The sequence below is a fragment of the Falsiruegeria sp. JB4-1 genome, from assembly GCF_055693495.1.
The window spans coordinates 33,251-58,438 of the sequence record NZ_JBVFTZ010000003.1 but is presented as its reverse complement, the minus strand read 5'-3'; the positions used below and the strand labels follow the sequence as shown (position 1 = coordinate 58,438).

The following is a 25,188-nucleotide window of genomic DNA, read 5'->3' as shown; positions in this document are numbered from 1 at the left end:
TCAATCCTCAACACCGGAGAAGGCCAGGAAACTCAGCAAACGCTGATCGTGGGAAAACAGCGCTCGCCGTGCCTGCGCGTTCAGACGTTCGGCACGACGTTGCCCGCGGCGAAACAAAAGCAGGCCAGAGACCCGCCCAACACCGCCGGGAAACCGTGTCAGCATCCGAAGCAGCGGCGCCTTGACGGTTCGCAGCAGGAAGTCATCCAGGCTCAGAACAGCCTCATATGAGCCGGGCTGGCCCTGACGGGCCGTGCGTCCCAGCAATTGCCTGTCAATCCGCGCGGAATCATGCCGTTCCGTCAGGATCACATGCAATCCGCCCGCTTCGACCACCGTTTCGGCCAGCGAAATATGCACGCCCCGACCGGCCATGTTGGTGGCGACGGTGACTTGCCCGGCCTGCCCGGCCTGCGCGATCAGGGCGCCCTCTTCCTCGTCGTTGAGCGCATTGAGCACACAATGCGGGATGTCCGCAGCCTCCAACGCCTGATGCACTGCCTCTGAAGCGGCCACGGTGCGCGTTCCGATCAGGACAGGTCGGTTTTCGCGCCGCATGTTGTGGACACGGTCGACCAGCAGGGACAGTTTGGCGTCTTCGGATTTCAGGATCCGGGTGCCCAGGTTCAGGCGCCGGACCGGCAGGCGCGTGGCCAGAACAAGCGTCGGCATCCTGTAGACCGCGGCAATCTCGCCCCGCAACTCGCGTCCGGTCCCGGTCATGCCCGACAATTTCAGATAGCGGCGAAAGAACCGCTGATAGGTGGTGCGGGCAATGGCCAGCTTGCGCGGGGTGATCTCGACCCCTTCCTTGAACTCGACCAGTTGATGCAGTCCGTCGTTCCAGGACCGCTCCGGCATCAGGCGACCAGTATATTCATCGACAATCACAACCTTGCCCTCTTGCAGGACATATTGATCACCATGTTGAAAAAATCGATGTGCCGTCAGGGCCTGACACGCGGCTTGCTCGCGTTGGACCTTGTTCTGCCACAGCGGCCCAAAGGCCTGTGCCAGAGTGGCCAGGTGGTCCTTGCCCAGATCGGTCAACTCGATCGTACGCCGCTTGGGGTTGGCCTTGTAATGGAGCCTCTCATGCAGGCGGTCAGCCAGTGCATGGGCAGTTTTGGCCCATTCGGCCTCGGCGGCGATATCGGTCTCTTGCGACAGGATCAGCGGGGTTCTGGCATCATCGACCAGAACACTGTCGGCCTCGTCCACGATGGCAAAATGCAGCCCCGTCATCACCGGGCGCCGATCAGGTGTCCCGGCCAGGCGCTGCACCTTGAGCCGCACCTCGCCCGCCCCTGCGCCCATGCGCAGGGTGTCGCGCAAGTAATCGAACGAGATCTCTTTGTTCGAAGCATAGACCACGTCACGTTCATAAATGTCCCGGCGTGCCTCCGGAGTGGCGTCATGCACCACGCACCCCACCCGCAGCTGCAGCCAGGCAAAAAGTGGCTCCATCTCCTCGGCGTCCCGTTCGGCAAGGTAGTCATTGACGGTAACCACGTGGGTCGGGATGCCCGCCAGCCCCGCAGTGGCCGCGGCCAATGCGGCGACCAGGCTTTTGCCCTCGCCTGTCGCCATTTCAGCCAGGCAGCCATCCAGCAGGATCAGGGCCGCGCGGATCTGAACGTCATGCGGCCGCAACCCCAAAGTGCGCCGGGTCGCTTCGCGCACCACAGCAAGCGCCTCACACAGAGGAGCTCCTCGCAATCCGCTGCGCACCAATTGAGCGCGGACCTGTATCAGCTGCGCGCGCAGTTGCGTGTCATCAAGGGCTTTAAAGCGGCCCTCAAGGCGGCAAACCGCACGTTCGCGGGATGCCACCTTGAGGCGCTGCAACAGGGTCAGGCGCCCCCGCACCTGACCCCAGGCTAACTGTGCCGCCTGATCAAATTTGCTCAGGCGCTCGTCGCGCCGGGCCGGAAAGACATAGGTCGATACCGGCCCGACAATGGGGCCCCCGGACCCCATTGGAATGCCTGACGCGCCGGAGCCGTCAGGCATCCGCCTCTTCGGTCTCCGATCCGGCTTCGTCCGCGTTCTCCGCGCGACGGAACATCAGATCTCCGTCAGCACTGTCCGAAACCCGATCGGCCACCTGTCCGAAATGGCGCAGCGAGGCCAGATGCAAGAACACACATTCCAATTCATCGGTCCCCATCATTGCAGCCAGTGTTTCGGAATCGAGTGCTTTCAGTTTTTCACGATCCACGGTCAGGAAACCGGTCAGCGACCGTCTTTCACCGCCAGGAAGCGTGAATTGCGCCTGCATCGGGCGCAGCAGCTCAAGATCCGCCAGACGTTTGCAGAACGCCTGACTGCGCGCAAAGCGCGCCTGGTAATCCTGCAGGAACGCCAGCACGTTCTTCAGGTACTGGGTCTGGTTCCCGTCACTGTCGAACAGACGCTCGCCGCGCCCGTCTTCGTTGCAACCCTCAAAGCTTTCATCGATGTGCAGGATCAATTGGTTTTCACTGGTCTCCTGGCTGAAGACAAATGGATAACGCCGGATGAATGCCGGAATATAGCGTCCACCCCAGCCGCCTTCGCTGGACACGAACGCGTTCTCTTCTCCGGCCACGCCCAGAATGGCGGTCGGGATGACGGCGTCTCCCTCACCGGCAAAAACGATTGGATATTCTGCCCCGGCCTCGGCAAATTCTGCAGCCGTCAAGGGAACCGAATTGACCTTGCTGGCAAAGGCATAACTGTCGCCTGCCTTGACGCAAAGCTTTGCGTGTTTCTTGGCACTGACTGGCACCGCATTTTCGTAAAATAGTAATTGTGTCGCCATAATTTCCTCCCTGGCGTTGGGTTGTTCATCTGCAGAATTCACGCCTGCATAAAGAGCTTCTTTCCCTTATTGAGTGAGCATATTAACAACTGTTGCCGCTCCACTTGAGCAGATCACCCCGATTTTTGCCAATGTTATATGTTAAACTGCCGTAAAAAAACTTGTCTGATGCGGCGGTAGACACGTTCCCCCAAGGACATGGGGTCATGCGCGAAACGAATAAGGACTCTGTCCCCGATTGTTTCAAAATCGTGGCTTTTGTCCAGTTTCAGGTCCAGATGCAGCAGGTTTTGCAGGGTTCGCAGGCCTGACGAATCACCTGGATCAAGCACGATGTTGCCCCCGCCCTGAGTTGCCAGCGCCAGGCTGGGCAAAGAAGCCTCAAGTGCGGGAACCTCGCGAATGACACGCGCCACATAGCTGTTTTCGGGTTGCGTGACGAAGCGCACGTCGATCCCCTGGTCCGCTGCCGGACAAAGTCGGCATCTTGTTCGGGGACCACGGCCCGGATGACGGGATCGCTGAAACTGCTGATGTATCCCAGCAATTGCCCCTTGTTGACAAACCGCCCCGGCAGGTCGGTGGTTTCGATCAAGGCAATCCGTCCAGAGATACCGGCCCGGATGTCGAGCGCCTGTTGCCGTTCTTTTGCCAGGGCCAGGTCGGCCTGCGCGTGTTCCAGTTCACTTGCCGCAATGCGAGCCGCCGCCGGATCGCTGACGGCCATGCTGGCCCGACGCAGGCCGGTTTCTGCAACCGTGGCTTTTAGCAGATCAACCCTGGCGGCCAGCAAAGGATCCTCCATCCGGATCAGGATCTGCTCCGGTTCAACAGCTTGTCCCTGGCGGACGCTCACGGCGGTGACGACCCCACCCTCTTCGGCATGGACGGCGCCGTCTCCCGGCACCCAGACCACGCCTTCGGCAATCGTGGAATAGGGCAACGGCACAAGAAACAGCACCGCACAAAGGGCACCGACAGCACTGACCACCACGCCAAGCGCCCGGGTGCGCCTGTCCCGCAATTTCGGAGATGCCAGCAGGAACCACAGCTGTTTGGACAGCGGGACACCAAACATCAGCACCACGGACCAGATCGCCAGTAAGATGCCCAGTGAGAAAAATTTTGACGACACCAGCAGGATGATCGCCGCGGTGATGAAAATCCGATAGATGAAGGCCGCGATCCCGTAGAGTACGAACCAGCTCCGCTCTCCCCGCGCGGTCGCCGGATTGCGCGCATCCTTCACCCCCAGAGCGTAGCGCTGCACCAGATAGCCGATGTATTGGTTGGCCCGTGCGGCCAGGTTGGGAATTTCGAGCAGATCGCTCAGCACGTAATACCCATCAAAACGCAGCAGCGGGTTGCCGTTGAAGAACAGCGTTGAAACGCCACTGATCAGCATCGTGTTGAACGCAAAGGCCCGCACCAGACCACCTTCGGCATTGACCCAGATGATCATGGCCAGTGCCGCCAGCCCCAGCTCGACCAGAATGCCCGCTGCCGCGACAAAGGCCCGTCGCCACTTGCTGGGAAAGGACAGGCTGTCCGAGGCATCGACATAAGGCACCGGCATGAACACCAGGAACATCACGCCGATTTCATGCACTTCTCCACCCCATCGGGTGATCGAATAGGCATGCCCCAACTCGTGGATGGCCTTGACCACCGGATATGTCACCAGCAACAGCAGCAGGCTTTCGGCACTTAGCACCCGGTCCAGCACGTTTTCGGTCAACCCGCCCCAATGGGTCACCACCAACGTGCCGCCATAGGCCAGCAGCGCAAGATAGGCGATCAGCCCAAAGATCGAAAACAGAGGCCGGACCAACGGCATGGTCACCTTCAGAAAACCTTCGGGGTCCAGCAGGGGAATACGCACGGCCAACGGGTTGAGAAAACTCATGACCCGTTTTTTCCGGCGCATCTTCTGCCCGCGTTCGACCATCTCGACGATATCAGGGGCGCCATCGGCATAGAGCACGTCTGCATTGTGCAACTGGCTGAGCAATTGCAGGATCTCATCCTGTGTCAGGGCATCCTCATCGCTCAACGCGTCGTAGGCAATCTGCCAGATCTCGTCCAGTGTATGCTGACCATCAAGCAGCGATGCGATGAAATAGCTTGCGCCGGAAAACCGATGAAAGCGACCCGATCCACGGTCCTGCAACACATACCAGATCTGCCCGCGGTATTCAGTGCGAAAGAACCGGGCGTGACTGCGCAAACGCGGTCGCTTGTCTTTGACGCGGTACCAGTGCGGGCTATGAAAACTCTTGCTCATGGTGCGCAGATCACGGGCTGAACTGCCAGGCTTTCAGCCGCAGCCAATCTCTCATCCGGCGGGTCCAGACCGCGACCACCAACCGGCTGTCAACCTCGACCCGCGCGACCCCTTCCATGCTGGGGCGCACCCAGTTCTGGCTGTCGGTCAGGCTGGCCTCAACCCGAAAGAAGTTGCGCCCGTCCCGTTGGCGGGCAACCGGGGTGATCCGCTCGATGGCAAAACTCAGACCCTGATCCGGACTGGCCGCCAGCCGCAGCTCGCCGCTTTGTCCGAGCATGATCTCGGCCACATCGGTTTCGTCCACTTCCAACGCCACCCGATAGGCGTCCAGCGGTGCGATCCGAAACAGTTCCTGACCCCGCTCGACTGAGGTGCCAACCAGTTGACTGAGGTCCCCCGATACCACGATACCGTCAAAAGGGGCTGCAATCCGCGTGCGCGACAGCTGCGCATCAATCAATGCCAGCTGGGCGTCAGCCTGGTCGATCTGACTGCGAATGATATTGGCCTCGGCCCGCTCGGCATTGGCCAGGGCCCGGCTGTATTCGATCTCGCGCTGGCTGCGGGCCGTGGTCAGGCGCAGGCGTTCAAGCACCAGATCCTGATCATTGAGCACGGCCAGAACCTCGCCCTCTTCGACCTGCGCGTCGGCGCGTGCCGTTTCGGATTGAATGTAGCCATTGAACGGGGCAACCACGGTCCGCTGCACCGCCCCTTCGACCCGGGCAGGGGCCGTAATCTTGAAGTCGGTATAGGTTGTGGCCCCCAACCAGACCAGAACCACCATGATGATGGTCGCCAGCTTGCGCCCCAGATACCGTGGCCCCAGCAACAGGGTGATCTGTCGCCAGATCGTTGCGAATATCTTGGTAATCAGCCAGCGGTCGTTTTTGCGTTTCTCGGCCAGGATCGGGGCCACCATACTGGCAACCACATCACAAAGCTCGACCGTTTCCTCGTCGAAAGGCCTACCTTCGGCGCGTTCGAAGGTCATCGCACCAAAGGGTTCATCATCAACCCTGAGCGGGATCGTCAGCACTGACCCGACCTTGTGCTGGCGCACCAGATCCTCGTGCATGCGCGTGATCCGATAATCCCAGGTCTCGGGCAGCGGCGCGAGCACGATATCGCCCTGATCCATGGCTTCGTCCATGGCCAGACCCAGATCGCGCACCAGGTTCATACGGGTGCCAAAACCCGAAACATGGCTCAGGGCGGCGACTTTGCAACGCTTGCGGCGCAGCAGCCCCAGCCCGACCTGTTCGCACGACAGCCGCCCGGCCAGTTCGGTCACCAGCGCCGTGGCAGCCTCGTGAAAGCTGCGATGTTCAAGAACAACGGAAACGAAATCGAGCGCTTCCATGGTTCGGCCCCTCAGGGCACTGTCTATGGCACTCTGGTCGCGGCGCAACAGGGCCTCAAGCCACCCTGCCCCCCAACGCAGTTGCCGCAGAACTTCAACGGGGCTGGGCCCTCCCGCCCCCAGCCGGACAGCGACTGCGCCATAAATCCGGCCCTCCATCTCGACCGGCAACGACAGCGTGCGCTCATCCTGCGCGGCTTCGACCACGACGCTTTGGCGTTTGGTGACGGCTTCATTGGCGGCATGCAGCAGATCGGGTGACAGGTCATCATCGCGCGGCCAGGCCGCAACCGGGGTGAACGGCCCGGTTTCGGGTTCGCCCAACACGACGGCCGAAGCCTGCGCTCCCGAAATGTTGCGGCATTGCAGGGCCAACCAGGCCTGTAAGAACCCTTCGGCGGTTTCGGCTTCGTGAAACTGGGCCCACAGCGATTGATCCAGAACGGCAACGCCGTCGGATTGTGCGGCCTGAACCAGGCCCGCGCCCTTATGTGCCTCGCTTCCGGTCATACAAAAACAATTCGCTCAAAAATCAAAAACCATCTCCGGGGCCGTTTCCCGCCCGAAGCTGGCTATGTGATGAGCAAAACATTGCAGGACGGATCGCGCAAGTACCGGTTTCCCCAGCGTCCGCTTCAGGGAAACCGGTATGACATTTGTGCCGCGGCCCATTAACAACCCCAAAAAAGGCCCCGGAGCCGAATGGCTCCGGGCGCGCGCGCGCTAGGGGGGATCAGGATCTGAACAGTGCCGTCAGGCGGTTCATGAAACTGTTGGTCATGCTACGCCACTGACCCACGCCACTGCCATCGCCCGCAGGCGCGCCAGAGGACAGGGTGATCGGAGCAGCGTCACCACCTTCCGAGACATGGCTCAGGGCATCTAGGCCGCGGGCCGTATCCGGATCGACGAATGTTCCCGTGACCTCGTCAAAGACCAGGGTCGACGGAGCATCGAAGCGGGTGCCCGTTTCCAGGGTTTCGCTCATGACGTGGCCCGCATCGGCCTGTTCCAGATGGTCATATCCCAGAGCGTGACCCAGCTCGTGGCTGAGTGTGCTGAGCAGATCCATCCGGTTCTCGGCCTCGCTGCCATCGACAGCGCGCAGAATGCCATCGGCATCTTCGGCAAAGGTTGCAGCCCCGTCCGGACCAACTTCGACGAACCAGCCATGACCAGCAGCGGTTGCATCCAGCTGGATCACATCCCCATCGGTCTGGGCCAGAACCAGGCCATCCAGATCGACAATCTCAATGCTCAGACCATTGAGAACTGCAATCTGCCCGGCGTCCAGATGACCGCTATCGGCCCACAACGTCCGCGCAGCGGCAAGACCGGCTTGTGCGGCCTGGACATCCAGAACCTCAGTCGGGCTGTCTGCATTCGCCAGAGAAGCTGCCGTCAACGCTGCCATTTCAACGGCGTCGTCAGGGCATTTCTCGGGCGCCGGAATAGTGTCGATAAAGGGAACGACCTTGTCCCGCAGAGGCTCGCCATTGGCCGGAACGAAGACGAAATCACTGCGGCCAAAGTCCGCCTCGAAGGCCGTCAGCATGGTCGCGATCAGATCGTCACGTACTGCCGGATCAAGGTTCTGCGCCACTTCGATATCACCAAAGCTGCCGTTGATGTCATCGGGTCCGTCACCACCAACGATGGTGTCAATGCCACGGCCACCCCGGATGCGATCACTACCTCCGCTACCGAAGAGCAAGTCGCTGGACATGTTGATAAAGCCCTGCTCTCCGTCGGCTCCGCCGCCGAAGATCAGGTCGTCGCCTTCTTCGCCATCAACCAGATCGATGCCATTTGACAGGCAGATGTCATCATTACCGGTCCCGCCAAGAGCGACATGACGCCAGACGGTGAACTCATCGGCACCCTCGACGAAGAAGTCCTCGTCTCCGGCGTCCAGACCCATCCAGATCTTGTCGTCGCCCGCCCCGCCATCTGCAAAGTCATGGCCAGCACCCGACATCAGCGTGTCGTTGCCACCCAGACCCATCAGGGCGTTGTTGCGGTCATTGGCCCGGATGATGTCGACATATTCCGAGCCCACAACATCTTCATAGGCGTCAGCCGAGAACAGGCGCACGGCGCCGTTCATGTCGCCCCGGATGACGTCGGTGTTGTAGCTGCGCATTTCGACATTCTGCAGGCGAATGTAGATGCCATGCTCGTAGTCGGAGAAGTCCAGCAAATCACCAGTATCATTGGGCAGGCCAATCGGCACATCGGTCCCTTTGACGCCGTCGCCGTCATCGTCAGGATCGCTGTCGTTGGCCGGGAATGTTCCCGCCTCGACCAAGCTGTCAGAGCCCAGACGCTCACCGGCGAAGATGTAGTTGTCATCGCCAGCGCCGCCCCAGGCCCAGTCGTCACCACGACCGCCTTCGATCACGTCACCCCAGCCCGACGACACATCAATCAACTGCATGCCAGTGGCTGCAAACGGATCAAAGTCGGGCGAGTCCACCAGGGCGCTTGGGTTGCGCTTGGCTTCGTCTGCCACATTGATCTGGATGACCTCGCCGCCGAACAGACGCACGCGGGCGTTGTCACCGGCGGTGACGTCATCGCCCATCTCGGTGTGGATGTAATCGGCACCATCGCCGCCCACAACCACATCGCCATCGTCGCCGGTCAGGATCACGTCACCCGCATAGTCGATGCCACGGGATTCTGACGCCATATCAAAGACCGCGCGGTCCATGATCCGGACATACCCCTGATCACCCAGAACACGATCACTGTCGACATCGCCTTGGGGAACGATGTTGTCCTTATCGGTCCCGCCTACGATCTGCAGACCCGAGATGCTCGGACGGTTGCGTTCGCGGCGATCATAGCCAGCCTCGTCCTCGCCAAGGATCCGGATTTGGAAGGTATCGCCGACCACATCGCGGAACACCACGACATTGGCCCGCGCCAGCGGATCACTGGGATCATAGGCGTCGAAATCGCCTTCGAAATCAGAGGCCCGCAGGGTGTCGACCAAATGCTCGGTGCCGTTTTCGTCGATCAGGACGATATCGCTCGAGAACCGGTCGCGGTTCCCCTGGAACACGACGTAGAGATAGACGTCATAAGACTGATCTTCACCAAAGTGCTGATCCAGCTGTCCGACGTTGATCCCCAGCGTGTCACGGTAGCCAGACCTTACGTACCCGTTGTAGAGGCGGCCATTCTGGGTATCCGGGTCGATATCATCCTGCGCCCAGGTACCAGCGGATTTCGGATCATCACTGTCAAGGCTGTGACCAACCAGAACCGAAATACCCTCGGCGGTGGTGAACAGCTCCGGATTGGCTGTCTTGATCCCGGTTTCATTGTCGATCCCGTCTGTCGGATCGTTGGGATCAGTAAAGCTGCCGGTATCCAGGTTGTTCCAGCCGTTGGCTGCAACATAGCCCAGAGTTCCTTCAACAAAACCTTCGTCCATACCGGCACCGAAGTTGATGCCAACCGAAGTGACGTCGTCGCTCGAGACAGCATCATCGACCGCATTGTGTCCGCGGGTGTCCCCGGTTTCGATGCAATCTTCGCCCTGCCCGCCAATGACGATGTCATCGCCGTTTCCGGTCAGGATGATGTCGTTCATGTTGAACGTATCAAGCACCGAGATGGTCTGCATATTGCGCAGCTCGCCCAACTCGCCACCAAGATAAGTCTCAGGCGCCTGATCCCGCATCAGCGTGGCCCGACCATTGTCGCCAAAGACGGCGTCAAAGTCGGTCGCACCCATATCCGCATCCCCGGCGGTGTCGATCCAGTCGCTGCCGGTGCCACCAAAGACCAGGTCATCTCCTCCACCGGTGTAGATGGCATCATTGCCCCCCACTTCGGCGTCAACGCTTTCGGCCCGGTCGATCGGGTTGGACTTACCAACGATCTGGAAGCCGGCGATCACCGGACGGGAGCCCTTAATCGATCCTTCCGGTACGGACAGTTCAATGACCAGCCTGTCTGTTGTCAGACCACCCACTGCAACATAGTTGCCCTGGGTCGGCGCATTCGGATCCGTCGATGTGGCCTGAATGTACTGCCCGGTAAAGTGCACATTCTCAGGGTCGCTGACATAGTAAGTATTGTCAGGCCCGACAGAGACCACGCGAACTGCGTCACCGCTGTTGGGGGTCTTGCCGTTGTCCGCATCCAGGTAGATGTAGATGTCATATTCCGAGAAGTGCTGGGTCAACCCTTCGAGAACGATTTCAATCGTCTCTTTGCGCGTTACCGTTGTGTAGCCTTCAAAAAGACGATCATCCGAGGTGCTATTATTGTTCTTGATCTGGTTGTGCGCGTCAAACCGGGCTTTGTTTTCTCCGAGATGACGGTCCTCATCAAAGTAGTCCTCCTTGTCCCAAAGCGCATCACGACCATCGTAATCAGCATCGGTATAGCCAAAGCCATCTGTCCGATCATCATCGTCATAGATCGGCAGATCCTCGTTCTTCTGCCGCCACTGGAAGGTGATGCCTTCATGGTGGGTGCCATTCTCGTCGGTGATGAATTCACCGGCTTCATTGCCCCATGTGCCGCCACTGGTGGTGAAATTCATCCAATTGTCGGCGCGTGGCGCAGGTATACCATTGGTTGAGATCGAGTCATTGGTGCCGGCAACGCCGTCCACCGTGGCCTGACCCGGCTTGCTGTCGAAGTTGAAGCTGAGGATCGAGAACTCTTCGCCCGTCACATCCGCTTCGCTTGGCGCATCGAACATCTCGGTGCCGTTCAGCGTCACCCGACCGTTGTCGCCAAAGACGACATCACGCAGGTTCTGCAACAGGCCGGTCTCGATGACGTCGTCGCCCGCACCACCCATCAGGATGTCGCTGCCTTCGCCGCCAAAGATCACGTCATTGCCGCCATTGTCGGAACCAACGCCGATAACCTCGGTCACCAACTCCAGATCCGTGGTCTGGATCCGCTGCAGCGGGATCGGTGGCAGGTTCGGATCCTCGACATTCATCACCACGACACCATGGTCGCCAAAGATGATGTCACGGAACGGCTCTTCGGGGGCCTCGGCGCCACCATCGGTGCTGCCCGGACCATCGCCATAGATCAGGTCATCGCCAGCAACCAGGCTGTCACGCACCGGCGAGGGTGCCGGTTGCAGCGTGGTGCCATCGGACTGGATCGACGGATCCACCGTGGGCAGCGGGCTCTGATCATCCGTGGCAATGTAAAGCGCACGGGTCAGGATATCGACGTTCACACCGCTGTCGCCATAGATGTGATCCGTGCCGCGCTGACCAAAGATGATGTCATTGCCCGATCCACCGGCCAGGTGGTCGCCCGCCTGGCTGCCGATGATCAGATCGTCGCCGCCGCCGCCATAGGCGGTGATGCCGACGCTGGGCAGCTCATCGCTGTCCAGACCCGCAAAGAGCGCGCTGGCGTCGATGATGTCGTTGCCGAAGTGATCGAACGGATTGGCCAGTGGCATGACCCATTCGTCGTCCTCGTTGTCGCCATCAGGCAGCTGCGGGAACGGATCGAACGGTTTCTCGCCATAGTCATAGCCCAAGACAGAGAAGGGCTGACCGGCATACCAGTTGCCGTCCTGGCTGGTGTCACCATAGATGACCAGCGGGCTGTCAGGCCCTGCCCCGCCCAGAACGGTGAAGGTATCGCCACCGATCTCGATGCCGCCATCAAGCCGCGGCTGCAGTGCCGAGACCGTGACCACACCTTCGACGGTCAGACCGATCCGGTCATATTGCGCCGTCAGCGTGTTGCCATCGATCGAGATAACCTCGGCAGTGCCCGGGAAACCCTCGATCGTGATCAGCTGACCAACCTCGAAGCCGAGGGAAGCCCAGTCGTCTTCGCTGACCAGTTCCAGAGTGCCTTCGCCCTTGTCACAGCAATCAAGATCCGGGGTCACCTCGGTCGAGATTTCCTTAGGCTTGGCCACGTGGATCTTGGCGTCTTCCAGGGTTCCGGTTGCTGCCAATGGGCCGCCATCCAGAACCAGTACCGCACCGGCACCCCAGCCACTGGAAGGCATCGTCCGGCTCAAGGCTCGGATCAGCATCGATGATCGCGGTGATCTTGCGGGTTTCGCTTTCACCCTCCAGCTGGATGTAGTCGCCAACGGTGTAACCGTCACCAACCCAGTCGAGCCCGTCGATGCGGGTCAGCTCAACGCCGCCTTCGACATTCTGACCGTCCAGGTCGATGCACAGCTCCAGCGGACGGTTGCCGCCACCATGCAGGACCGTCAGGCCACCATGCGGACCCTGAACCGACAGTTCCAGATCCAGCGCAGAGCTGTCGGACAGCGTTGCGTTCTCCAGAACCAGCGTGGCGCCATCGTCCTCGATGTCGATCAGGCGGACGGACTGATCCTGTCCATCGCCCTGCACGCGCACCAGGTGACCGATGATGAAGTTGTCATCCTCCCAGTCGCCGCCGTCACTGCGGGTGACGCGGGTTTCGGTTCCAGTTGTGGCCACGGCAAAGGTGCCTGCGGTTTCCACCAGAGCGTCTACGCCGATCACGGTGATCTCGCCGGTCAGAACCGGCAGCGGATCACCCGACAGCACCAGGATTGAGTTGTCATTGGGGTCCTGCCCTTCAGGCGTGACCACATCGTCAACCGATTCAACAGTCCAGATTCCGGTCTGGCCTTCGATCTGAATAGTCTGACCCGGCAGGAAGCCCAGGCTCAGCCAGTCGATGCCTTCGCGCGAGATCGTGCCACCATTGCTGCCGTTCGGCGTGATGGTGAATTCGCCCGTGGTGTCAACGCCCGAGACGTTGTTCAGCGTGCCTTCGACCGTCAGGCTGTCATTGCCTTCGCCCAGCATGACGTTGACCACCTCGATGGTGCTCTTGCCGCTGTCGGTCTGGAAGCCACCGCCACCCAAGGTGATCCGGCCAAAGCTGATGCCACCCGGCACCACGGTCGGCTCGCCGAACTCGTTGGCCGATGTTGGACCGAAGTCCAGCGTATCCGCCATGCCAAAGCCCGTCAGCGTGGTTTCGGTCATCAGACCCTCGCCATCTTCGACCGAACTGTCGTTGAAGATGTTGAGCACGTCGATCTGCTGGCTTTCAGGCGGCTGTTCACCGATGGCAAACAGGAAGTCATCCGCCTCGCCCGGCAGTTTCAGGCCGTTCTGCAGCGACCGGTCTGCACCGGTGACACCACCTTCGACCTGAAGCGGTCCGCGCAGGTTCGACAACAGGTGTGCCGACGCCGGGAAGACCTTGCTGCCTTCGCGGGTGATCGGCACATCAAAGTCGCCATCCGCTTCCAGCACGACAGATTTCTGCAGCCAGTAATCGGTGCCATCAAAGCTGACGCTGGCCGCGATACGTTCGATACGGACATTGTCCGCGCTGCCATCAGTCAGCCAGGCAGGCACAGCCACCGTGCTGGTGAATTGCAGCTTTTCATCGTTGTTGTCGTTGTCGCCGCGGATCAGTTCGATCTTCAGCTCGATCTCGTTGGCAGGATTGTCCAGATCGGTGACCCGGACCCACTGTCCTTCGAGGAAGCCATCGGCCAGCCAGCCAGAGCCGTCATTGCGGACCAGCTGTTCACCGTCAAAGGTGCCGCCATCATCGGGGGCGTAGTTCACCTCGCCCTCGAAGAAGCCGATACGGGCCAGGTCGGACAGCAGTGCAATCTCGGACGCAGCCTGACCAGCACCTGCAAAGGCGTCTGTCAGGGTGATGGCCAGATCGGTGACCGAGGCCACGACATAATCACCATTAAAGCCCGCACCAAGGTTTTCGACCCGGATCTGCTGACCGGCTTCGAACCCTTCATCGATGAAGCTGCCATAGGACTGGGCCACACCATCGCGGGTGATGACCCCGACGCCGCCGCTGTTTTCAGCCACGACCTGTCCCTGGAACTGCTGTACGGCACGCAGGCCGCCCACGGCCACATAGTCATCCGGAGTGACGGCCACGCCGTCCACCTCGACCACATTTGCCAGACCATCGGTCAGCAGCGCCACATCGACCTGCGCCGTCGGCGCTCCGGTCAGACGGATGGTATAGTCATCCGTCGGGGCCAGCAGCGTTTCGCCGCCCGACTGCTGCACCAGCGCACCGGCGCTGTCATTGTCCAGAACACGGACTTCGAACAGGCCATTGCCCGAGCGCAGGTTGGGGAAGACATAATCGCCGTCTGTTGTTGCCACCGCGTCCAGTTCAAAGGCAATCACTGCCCCGCCCGGATCCTCGACCCGCGCATCATCGCGTGCCTCGACCGTGACCAGAACGGCATCATCCCAGTTGGTGTGATCAAAGGTGATCTTGGCCACGCCATTCACGATGTTGAAGCGGCCATCAAGGCTGGACAGTTTGATGTCCTTATCAGCCTCTTCACCCAGGTTCAGATCGACCACGACCACGGTGCCATTGGCCGGCGCCTTGGCCAGCTTGACCAGCAGCTCGTCATTGAGCTGGGTTACCGCGTCACCTTCGATGACGGTGGTGTCCTGATCCTCGACGAATGTGCCGTCGCCAGCATTGTAGCTGCCGGCCTCGATCTGGAAGATCTGCACATCCGGCGTGTCGTTGTCGCGCAAGTCGACCTCGACGTTGCGAACCGCGATGCCGTCATATTCCTCGACATTCGAGATTACGCTGTGCTGCGAGACAACCCGCAAATCGCCCTCGGCGCGCAGATCGTCAAAGGCAAACAGGTGCACATCCTGGGCCTGATCCCAATTGGTATGATCAAAGCGCAGAACCAGAGCGCGGTTCTCGCGCTGTGTCGGTACACCGTCAACCGTTACGGTCCGCTGGAAATCGCCGTTGAGCGGGTTCATCGGATCCGCAGGTGCTGCTGCCGACAGCCAGAAGCTGTCGCCCGCGCCACCCGGCAGCGGGAATGGATTGATCAGGGTTCCGTCCTGCTCTTCCTGCGTGCTGCGCGCACCCGAGACAGTAACATAGACCACCTGCCCAATTGTCAGCGCCTGCGCCAGGCGCACGGTGTAGCTGTCGGTTGCGGTTTCGCCGCCACCTTCAAGGATCGAGGTGAAGCCACCGCTTTCCTCGATCACCACCAGACCTTCGTCTTCGGTCGGCACGTTGTAGTCGAACCCGTCAACCAGCAGGCCGTCATAACGCAGATCATCCGAAGTCAGCAGATGGTTGACCGCGCCAGAGGCGCCTTCCAGCTCGCGGGTGACGATGTCTTCGGTCACGTCGCCTACCACGTTGATCGTATCCGAGCCAAGCCCGCCGATCACGCGATAGGCCACACCAAACGCAGTGGACTGGACAAAGAACTCATCATCGCCTTCCAGACCATCAACCTCGATCACCTCGACGGTCGAGTAGCGCACGTTCAGACCCGCGCCCATGATACCGTCCTTGGTGATGACAAAGTCATCGGCAAACTCGGTACCCAGGATCACCACCTTGTCAAAGCCGGTGCCGCCTTCGATCGAAACCGGTGCGTTGACGTTGTAGCGGACCTCGTCATTGCCGCCGCCGGTGCGTACATCCACCGGACGATCGACCGAGAAGCCATCCGCGCCGATGATCGGCTGTGGCAGCCCGTCTTCGCCCAAGATCAGATCGCCGAACTCATCGACCAGCGCCAGCGCAAAGGCCCGCACGGTGAAGATGTCGTTGCCATCGTCGCCCTCAAGGCGCAGCTCGGACTGGTTCGAGTAGACCGTGAACTCGTCCGCGCCGCTGCCACCATGGACCAGAACCGGTGAATTGGTGCCCGCCGACAGGAAGCCGCGCGTGGTCGCAACGACGTTCGGGAAGGCGTCCTGCGGCAGCAGGTTGCCATCGATCTCGTTGCGCTTCAGGCCATAGATCTGACCGATCTGGAACCGATCGTTGCCTGCGCCACCATCCAGCGTGGTGATGACCGAGGTGTCATCGGTAAAGAAGGCATCATTGCCGCCCAGACCCAGCACCGTCAGACGTCCGTTCAGCGCGCTGTCAAAGCCGATGCGCTGCACTTCGGGGCTGCCGCCATTGGCCGGGATTTCATCCCCTTCGGTGACATTGCGGTAGAGCGATTCATCGCCATGCACCAGCGCCACGTAACCCGGATTGTCCGCTGTCTCATTCGGCAGGAAGGCCGCCTGACGCAGCAGGAAGATGTCATCCGCCGGATAGGCCTCGTCCGTGGCAGGATCGATGCCATTGTCGGTGCCGTCATTGCCGTAGACAAACAGCTCGTCCACACCATCGTCAGACGCGCCAGTGTCCAGCACGTTGATGATGTAATTCCGCTGATCCGGCCCGTTTGAACCCAGCGTGAACACTTCGAACGTATCGGTGCCTTGCTGACCATCCAGACGCAGGGTGTGTTCCGCATCCTCGTGACCCAATGCCGTCAGCGCAGCCAGCTGCGCTGGCGAGGTCACGGTGGCGGTATCCTGCAGGAAGTAGACCTTGACGTTATCCTCGTTGCCGCCCGCAAAGACCTGGGTCTTGGAGCCGAGGAAGACATAGCCGTCTTCACCTTGCGTGGTGGTGCCCGCCGCCCCGGTCGTATCACCGAACTGGATCAGGTCCACATCGGAACCACCATAGATCACCGTGCCGAATTGCGGCGCCGTAAAGGTCGGCACGGCCACGCCCATCGGGTCGCCACCGGACTGGCTGCCCGGGGTCACATCGGCCCCGGCAATGATCCGACCACGCAGGATGATGTCGGTCCCATGACCCGCATCCGCGTTGAAGGCATCGCCAACGATGATAATGTTTCCAGACGCCAGAATATCGCTGTTGTCATCGGTGATGACATCATCACCCGCACGCAGGCTCACAGTACCACTTTCGGCAAAGATGCTGCCATTGGAAATGATCCGGTTGGCATCGGCCTGGTTGGCCGGTCCGCGGTTGTTGCTTTCGGCAAAGCGCGCCGCACCGCTTTCAACGAGGATCAGATCCTCGTCCAGATCGGCGCTTTCACGTACATCCAGCCTGATATTGCCGGTAAAGCTGTGCGCCAGCACAAGCCGCAAGTAGCCATCTGTCTCTTCGACATAGATGTCGCCGCTTGCCTCGAGCGCCACGTCATCGCCACCCGGCGCCGTGCCGGTTGGCGCAGGCGAGCCGCGCGAAGTGTCCACCTCGAGTTCCTGCGAAAGTTGCCCGATCGAGCCGCCATGGGCGTCGATATCAAGGCTTTGGGCGCGTACATTGACGACAGTGTCGTTTCGTCCATCCAGAACCGAACCGGCCACTGTGCGCAGCGACACGTCTGCCTTCGAGAAGACCTGATCAACGGGCATGCTGCCCACGATCTCGTCAAGGAAGATACCGCGGCTCGTCACATTGGAGCTGGTGTCATAAGCCTTGAGAACGCCGGTCGAAGAGTTGCGGTCGGTGTTGATCTCGAGGAAGTTGCTGGACGCGCCAATGCCGCCCACGCCGCCACCGACATTGTCGGTGCCCGACGTCATGGTGATGTTGGTGCCGGTCACGTCGATGGTGACCGCGCCATCCGCATCAGTGATGTAGCGTGGCGAATTCAGCACCACGTCACCCAGTGTCGAATGGATATGACCAACCTGCATGCTGCCCACCAGCTCGGTCGCGGTGATGTTGCCATTGGTGGTCAGGAAGATCTGCTCGGCATCATCGTCCGAGCTGCCACCGCTCCAGTTCACATCCGTGTTGATGATGAAATTGATCGTGGTGTCCGGAATATCGGCCGCAGCCTCGCTGCCGTATGGCACACCACCGATGCTGGTGGTGGCATAGGTGCGCGGCTCGCCGCCCACCGCATCGCCATTCACATGGCCGATATCGATATCGTCCCCGGCCCGCACAGCGAGGAAGGTCCAGTTGGAGTCTATCTCGGTGGCATCGGTGCCAAAGGCGCGCAGGATGTTCATGTAATCCGGACCCGGATTGTCATCGGGACGGAAGTGGTTGGCCACGACCCGCTCATCTTCCGAGGTGCCGCGATCCGCAACAGTCAGAACGCCCAGCGAACCACCTGCGGTGCCTTCGCGCATGTCATTGACCACGATGGAAACATCGTCGCCCGCCTGGATATGGCGGATCGTGGCACCCTGCGAGAAGTCCCCGCCAGCACTGCTGTCGGCGCGATCCATGTAGGAAATATCCAGCACGACATCACCGGTTGCATCGGCTTCGATATCCGGGGTGTAGATCTGGTTCGGCGTCAGGCTGGGCGTCAGCTTGGCCAGACCCGCATCCTGGAACCGGACCAGTTCGATGGAAATCGGTGTGCGGTTGTTCGACCCCACCGCATCGCCCACATCGCCAACGGTTCCGACAGAACCACCGATGGCGTCCAGATCAATCTCGTTGGTGCGGATCACTTCGATGTCCGTATCCCCGTCGGCAAAGACATTGCCACGCTCGTTGCGGATGTTGGTGATGCCGATCGGGTTCTGGATCCAACCATCAAGGATGATGTCAGACGGAGCTGTCCCGTTGGTCTGCAAGTTCAGAATGTCGATGACCGTGCGGGTCCAGTTGTTCAGCACGTCAAATTCAAACGTATTGCCAACCGGGTCTGCAAGCAGCGAATTATTGTTATTGCTGCCATCCATCTCATCCGGGCCTGGCACATTGTTCAGACGTATTTCGATATCGGCCGGGTCGAAACCCGAAGCAACAGGCGTATCCAGAACCGGGTCGATGATGTTGACCACCAGATCCTTGTCCGAGGCATTCTGCAACAGCACGTTGCCCCAGGTACGTTCGATCTCGAACACACCGCGGTTGCCCCAGATATTCGACGCTTTGCCGCTAATATTGGTGGCAAAGAACTCGGCCTTGCCCACCTCGTCATAGATCAGGTCGTCGACGACAATTTGCGCCAGACCCGACAGATCAGTGCCCACATCCTCGCCGCTGATGCCCAGAATGTTCACATTGGTGATCTTCTGGATGATGCCGTTTTCATCGACCACCAGTTCCGGGTTCGGTTCACCCAGCAGGAAGACATGGCTTTCCCAGAAGATGTCGCGATCCTGCGTGGCCGAGATGCTGCCACCCGTGCGGCGTGGACCGATATAGCCTCCGCCTGCGCTGCGCGACCGGGTGTTGCTGGTGTTGTTCTCGATCACATCGACATCCAGCCGTGCGGTCGTCAGCGTGGATTCCCAGAACCCTTCGACCTTACCCTGATTGCTCAGTGTTGATGTCGAGTTCGCCCGGGTCGAGCCGCCAATCGCATAGAGCCGCGCCTTGGAGCGGGAATAGTTGTTGGTCTGCGAATATTTCGACTCGATCAGGATGCTGTCGTTGCCAACGATGTTCGACCCGTTCAGCAGCTGAATCAGGTTGTCGGCATCGATCCGGCTGGTCGAGTAGGATTCGGCTACACCACCAGCCCCACCCGCCGTGGTGTCGGTATAAGAGCGGGTCCGCTGTTTCTTGATCTCGGAGGACACGGTCACCATGTCACCGCGCAGATCCGCATTGTCGCGCAGCTCAATCTCGCTGCCCTCAAAACCGGATTCCGCATTGATCAATGAGGTTGCATGCACTTCGGTGTCGGCACCCAGGCCACCACCATAGGCGCGCGCATCAGAATCGGCATTGGTGTCGACACCGGTGGTAACTGCCACATTGCGTCCCGCAATCAGGCTGCCATCGACGATGAGCTTGGTGCCAAAGTCCAGATCCGAATGTGACGTTGAATCGGTCACGGCCACAACGCCGCCACGGGTCGATTGTGCCTTGGTGGTGACGCTCGATGTCTGATTGGCGTTAACCGTCAGATCATTCAGCGCCTCAATCTCGGCGTTGTCACCGATGGTCAGGGTGCTTTCGTTGACACCGTCAGCCTCGGCATAGGCACCGCCAACGGCCACCAGACCGCCGCCCGCACCATCAGAGATGGCGGTGACGCCCATGGTGGAGTTGCTTTCGATGGTAACGTTCTGACCCTTCAGGTGCGCCCCACCCGCAATGGTCAGGTTTGTTGTCACCGCGCCGTCGGCCTCGGAGCTGGCCCCGCCGACCTCGACGATGCCGCCGCCGGCACCCGTGGCCGAAGCCGTATAGGTGCCATCGCCTGCCGCCGGGTTCGTGAACCCGACCGCGCCGCCGATGCCATCAAACACGCCGGACACATTGCCGGTGATATCCAGCACCAGATACTGGTTCGCACCCGGTCCGCTATCTTGCAGGTCAATGCCTTCGGCAATGAAGCGGTGCGTGCCACCGCCGGTGTTACCACCAAGATTCAGAGGGATCGCCGCCCCGCCCTGGGTCAGTGAAAGCTGGTTCCCACCAACCACATAATAGACGTTGCCTTCGATCAGCCCGCCAATCGGCTCGTCATCGATATTGCGCAGCGAATGCTCGACCTGTTTGCCTGCACTACTGTTGTCGTAGATCAGGTTTTTGACCGAAGGCGGAATCCAGACGTCTGGGTCCGGCCCAGTGTCGAGCTCACCAATGGCTTCCTCCAGAGTATCCGCCAAACGGATATAGTCGTTGTGGGCCGTGTAAGTCGGCTGCGACCCGCCCGAGAGGTTCTGGCTGCCACCTGCAACGTAATAGATAGCACCGTCGCTCAACCCGCCGAGTGCACCGCCGCCCGAGGCGCGATACCGGACCTGCTCACCGATGGTGAACCCGTGATCTTGCATGAAGATCCGGTTACGACTGTCAATGTTGATGGTGAAATCCGTGTCAGGATTGACCACGTCCACATCCACCAGGTTGCTGCTAAAGAGCTTGGCCTCAGCCGGACGATACGTGACCGGCTGATTGGCCGCGAAGCCGCCCAGGCCCGAGATTGTCTCGGCACCGTCATCGACATTGCCACGCGAGATGGTTGCCGACTGCTCCGAGAAGCCCACGGTCTGCAGCTTGATCGTATCCAGATCAATCACCTTGACCTCATAGCGTGTGCCATTGCTCAGGCCATTGATCACGTCACCCGAATTCGAGTGGTAGTAGACCAGATCACCATCTTCCAGCAGGTGGTTGGCAATGGTGATGGTGTCGCGTGCGGTATTCACGCCGCCGCCGCCAAAGACATTGCCCAAGTGAATGGTCGAGGCATCCCGGCGAATGACATTGTATTCGCGATCATTCTCGACCCCGCCGGCAGTCGAGCCGGTGAAGGTGATGGACGCCCCATTCTGCAACAGGTGATCCAACCCGAAGTTGATGCTGTTGGACGCACCCGGCGCACTCGCGCCGCCACCCGGGTTGCCGGAATTGACGCTGATGATCGTGCCATCCGAGAACGCTTGCCCCGGCGCACCGTGGTTGGCTGTCAGGGTGACATCACCACCGGCTTCGACACGTTCCGAATTGCCCATGTTGAAGTTGACCGTCCCGGTCCCGTTCGACGATGGGTTGATGTTGCTGACCCGAACGGCACCGCCGCCCGCCGATCTGGATTTGCTGTCGGCATCGGTAATCAGGTTCGCGGAAACATTGATGTTACCGCCCACGCGCATGATGCTGCCAAGACCGGCAAACGTCAGGTTCTGGGTGGTATTGGTGGTGGCCGCAATCGTGCCGCCGCTGTCAACCGACACACCGCCGCCCCCGGCGCCTGACATGATCGCCTCGGAAGTGGATTCCGTTTCCGCCAGAACATTGAGGTTGTTGGCACTGTCATCGACACCACGGTTCACATCGCCTTCGAACTTCACGGTGCTCGAACCACCTGCGTCAGCCCGTACCGTACCGGTCGAAACCTGAACCAGGCCGCCGCCCGCGTTGGACAGGCTGGCAATGGCCGTGTTGGCGTGGCGACCTGCAATGTTGACGTTGCCACCATCAGAAGTCAGCGACAAGTCGGTGCCCACTGTCAGGGTCAGGACCGATGCGGCATCCACATCCACATTGCCCGACTGCACGGCTCCGATACCGCCAGAAGTATTGTCGGCCGTCCCGATAGCGCCACGCCCTGTCAGCGCACCGCCATTGTTCGACAGGAAGTTGGTGCCGTTATGGTTCAGCAACGCCGTCAGATTGACATTGCTGTCCGCATGGATCGAACCGCCGGTGCCGGTGGTGAAATCGACATTGGCATTGAAATCTGCATCGGCCTTGGCCACGTCGACCGCAATCGCACCGCCGCCCACATTTGTGGCCGAAGCAACCGCATCACCAATCAGCATGGCCTGCATGTCAAAGGCCCCTGCCGAAGTAATATCGACATTGTTACCGATCCGGCCGGTTGCCTTGGCCGTGTTCTCGGCTTTCGAGGTCACGTTGCCAACTGCCACAAGGCTGAACTTGGTCGCCTTGGAGATCGAAGACACATCCGATGTCAGTTCGGCATCGGCATCGATACCACCCGACGTCGTGGTGACCTTGGCACCCGAACCGGTACCACCAATCGCCACATTGACCGAGCCCTTGTCACGCGCGATCGCATCGAGATCGCTGATGGCGACAACCAATGAGCCCGAAGCAGCCGTAGCCGCAGCCGCAGCGTTGTGATCGGCATCGGCATCAAGACGGATCGATCCTGCTGTGATGTCGACCCCGTCCCCGATTGCAGCAGTAGTGTCGCTGTCAATCTCGGTAATCAGGTCGGCGGAACCATAGCTGACGATACCGGCACCACTTCCACGAGACGAGAACGGCGTGGCCGTGGTGACCGCATCGGCGGTCATGTTCAGCGCACCCGTGACAGTCATCACGGTGTTGTTGCCCACCGTCGCTTCGGTGTCATGCGCAGCACTGCCTATGATCGTAGTGATATTGATGTCGGCAATACCGGCGCCAGAGCCCGAATTGATGATTGCACTCGCTTCGGTGTTGGAATCTGCGTCCAGATCGACCGTTGCCGCCGTGATATCAGCACTTGCACCCACAAAGGCACGCGTGGCCGACAGCCGGCGCGGTGCCGGTCACAGTGCGGTTGGCCGTACTCGCGGCCAGCGCGCTGCCACCAACCAGGTGCAGCACAGCATTGACGTTGTCCTCGGCTGTCGGGCCGTTGCCGTCAGAGATATTCGCCACGGTCCAGGAACCACTCAGCCCGCTGATGGTCACAACCTGACCAATTGCGAACCCTTCCTGCCGCCAGTCGGTGCCAAGCGAAGTTACAGTGCCGCCACCGGCGCTGCCAGCCAGCGTCACCGACCCCGTTGCAGCAACAGGCGCATCGTTCTGACCAACGACCGACGTTGCCTTGAGATCGGAAACCCCCACGACGCCGGCGATATTGATCGACTCCACGACCGCATTGGACAGCGGAGTGGCCAAGACCGTATTTGCGGTCGCATCAAGATTGCCTGACAGCAAGAGCGTCGCGTTGTTGCCAACAAAGGCATCGGTCTGACGCGATCCGTAAGCCGAGCTTTCCAGGAACGAGAGGGCTCCGATCAAGGCGCCAGACACGCTCTCGACATTGGAATTGGCCGTCGCAGTACGCTCTCGGGCATCAAGATCGACATTGACCGCTGTAACGTCTGCATTGGGGCCAACATAAGCACGGGTACCACCTGTGAGGTTGGCCTCGGCATCCACCACGTTGACCGCGACACCAGCAGCCATGCCCACGCCGAACGAGGTGGCATTGGCAACACTGTCGGCCACGGCATCGATGTCGACGCTGCCCGCGATATTGATGTTGAGCGTATCGGTCGAGGTGCTGAGACGGTTGTGTCCCAGGTAGGCTTCGACCTCGTTGTTGGTGCGCGCAATAGGCTTGAGAATGTTGACCGCCGCACCACCAGCAAGCGTGATCGCCAACAGGTTTGCATTCGACAGCGCGTCGCCATCCGCCAGAAGCCGCAGATCGGGTCCTTGCAGATCAACTCCACCACCCGCAAAGGCACGCGTGGCCCCACCGGCCGCAGCCGTTGGACGGAAGGAATTGACGGTGCCCACGAACGAGCCGCCGCCGCCAGTGACGGTGGCCGTTGCATCAATGTCCGAGAAGGACTGCACAACCAGCGGACCGGCACCGGAAATATCGATCTGGGCATTCGGATCGCCGCCGTCAGCGCGGTTGGTGGCACTGCCGAGGAAGGCCTCGGTGACACCCGAAACAATGGCTTCGGGCGCAATGTCCTGAACCACGATACCGAAGGAGATCCCGATCGCATTACCGATCGCCGTCGCGGTGTAATCGACCTCTTCGGCTTCGTCACCTGCCGTGACCGACAGGCTCTGGGCTGTCACATCAACCCCGTCCCGCAGATACGCACGGGTCGCGCCCTCTACAGTGGCTTGAGGCCGGAAGAGTGTCATCGTTGCCAGGCCGCCAAAACCGCCGCCTTTGGATTCTGCAGTCGCAGACATATTGGCATCGGCGTCGATCACGATCGCGCCTGTCGAGCCCACATTGATGCCCATCGGAACGGTGGACGCAACAAAGTCGGCACCCGCACCTGCATAGGCCTCGGTGCGGCTGGAGACGCGCGCAATGGTCTCAGATACGACCACAGCGGCGATACCGCCTGCCGCAACCACATCGTTTCTGGCGACTGCCGTATCGTTCGAGAATGCGGTGATTTCCACACCGCCTGCATTGACCTGCTGGCCTTCGCCCACATAGGCCAATGTGCGGCCTTCGACGATCGCTGTCGAACGCGACGCCGCGCCACCACCCAGAAGGCCGAAACCACCCGCGAAGTTGTCAGCCGTCGCGTTCAAAGTCGCGTTGGAGCGCAGGTTAAGCTGCTGGGAGCCCAGGTTGATCGCACCAAGTGCCGAAGCAGCCTCGCCGGTCCGGGTGCCAACATAAGCTGCAGTCTCGCGATCGACTTGTGCCAGGAACTCGGACAGCGCAACGCCGCCAACCAATCCAACAGCGATGGATTCACC

General features: G+C 60.4%; 7 protein-coding genes (1 of these 7 running past the window's edge). All 7 read right to left on the bottom strand.

Going from position 1 to position 25,188, the window contains the following annotated elements:
- A complete protein-coding gene (locus ACZ1HE_RS23345) occupies nt 1–2,013 on the bottom strand; it encodes a preprotein translocase subunit SecA (protein ID WP_472625099.1) in 2,013 nt (670 codons plus the stop codon).
- Nucleotides 2,006–2,803: a SapC family protein gene (locus tag ACZ1HE_RS23340; protein ID WP_472625097.1), complete on the bottom strand. Its 798-nt coding sequence runs from the start codon at nt 2,801–2,803 to the stop codon at nt 2,006–2,008. The genes ACZ1HE_RS23345 and ACZ1HE_RS23340 overlap by 8 nt, the downstream gene beginning before the upstream one ends.
- A gap of 268 nt (nt 2,804–3,071) precedes the next feature.
- Nucleotides 3,072–5,087, bottom strand: a complete 2,016-nt coding sequence (locus ACZ1HE_RS23335) for a peptidase M50 (protein ID WP_472625095.1) — start codon at nt 5,085–5,087, stop codon at nt 3,072–3,074.
- A gap of 10 nt (nt 5,088–5,097) precedes the next feature.
- The gene (locus ACZ1HE_RS23330; protein WP_472625093.1) at nt 5,098–6,963 is read right to left on the bottom strand and encodes a GAF domain-containing protein; all 1,866 of its coding nucleotides are present in this window, start codon (nt 6,961–6,963) and stop codon (nt 5,098–5,100) included.
- Nucleotides 6,964–7,186: 223 nt separating this feature from the next.
- Nucleotides 7,187–12,469: a calcium-binding protein gene (locus ACZ1HE_RS23325; RefSeq protein WP_472625091.1), complete on the bottom strand. Its 5,283-nt coding sequence runs from the start codon at nt 12,467–12,469 to the stop codon at nt 7,187–7,189.
- Nucleotides 12,363–23,228: a beta strand repeat-containing protein gene (locus tag ACZ1HE_RS23320; protein WP_472625089.1), complete on the bottom strand. Its 10,866-nt coding sequence runs from the start codon at nt 23,226–23,228 to the stop codon at nt 12,363–12,365. Before ACZ1HE_RS23320 ends, ACZ1HE_RS23325 begins: the two co-directional genes overlap by 107 nt.
- Nucleotides 23,212–25,188 carry the 3' end of a beta strand repeat-containing protein gene (locus tag ACZ1HE_RS23315; RefSeq protein WP_472625087.1) on the bottom strand. The gene runs 3,600 nt beyond the window's last position, so only the last 1,977 of its 5,577 coding nucleotides appear in the window; its start codon lies off the right edge, out of view; the stop codon is at nt 23,212–23,214. The genes ACZ1HE_RS23320 and ACZ1HE_RS23315 overlap by 17 nt, the downstream gene beginning before the upstream one ends.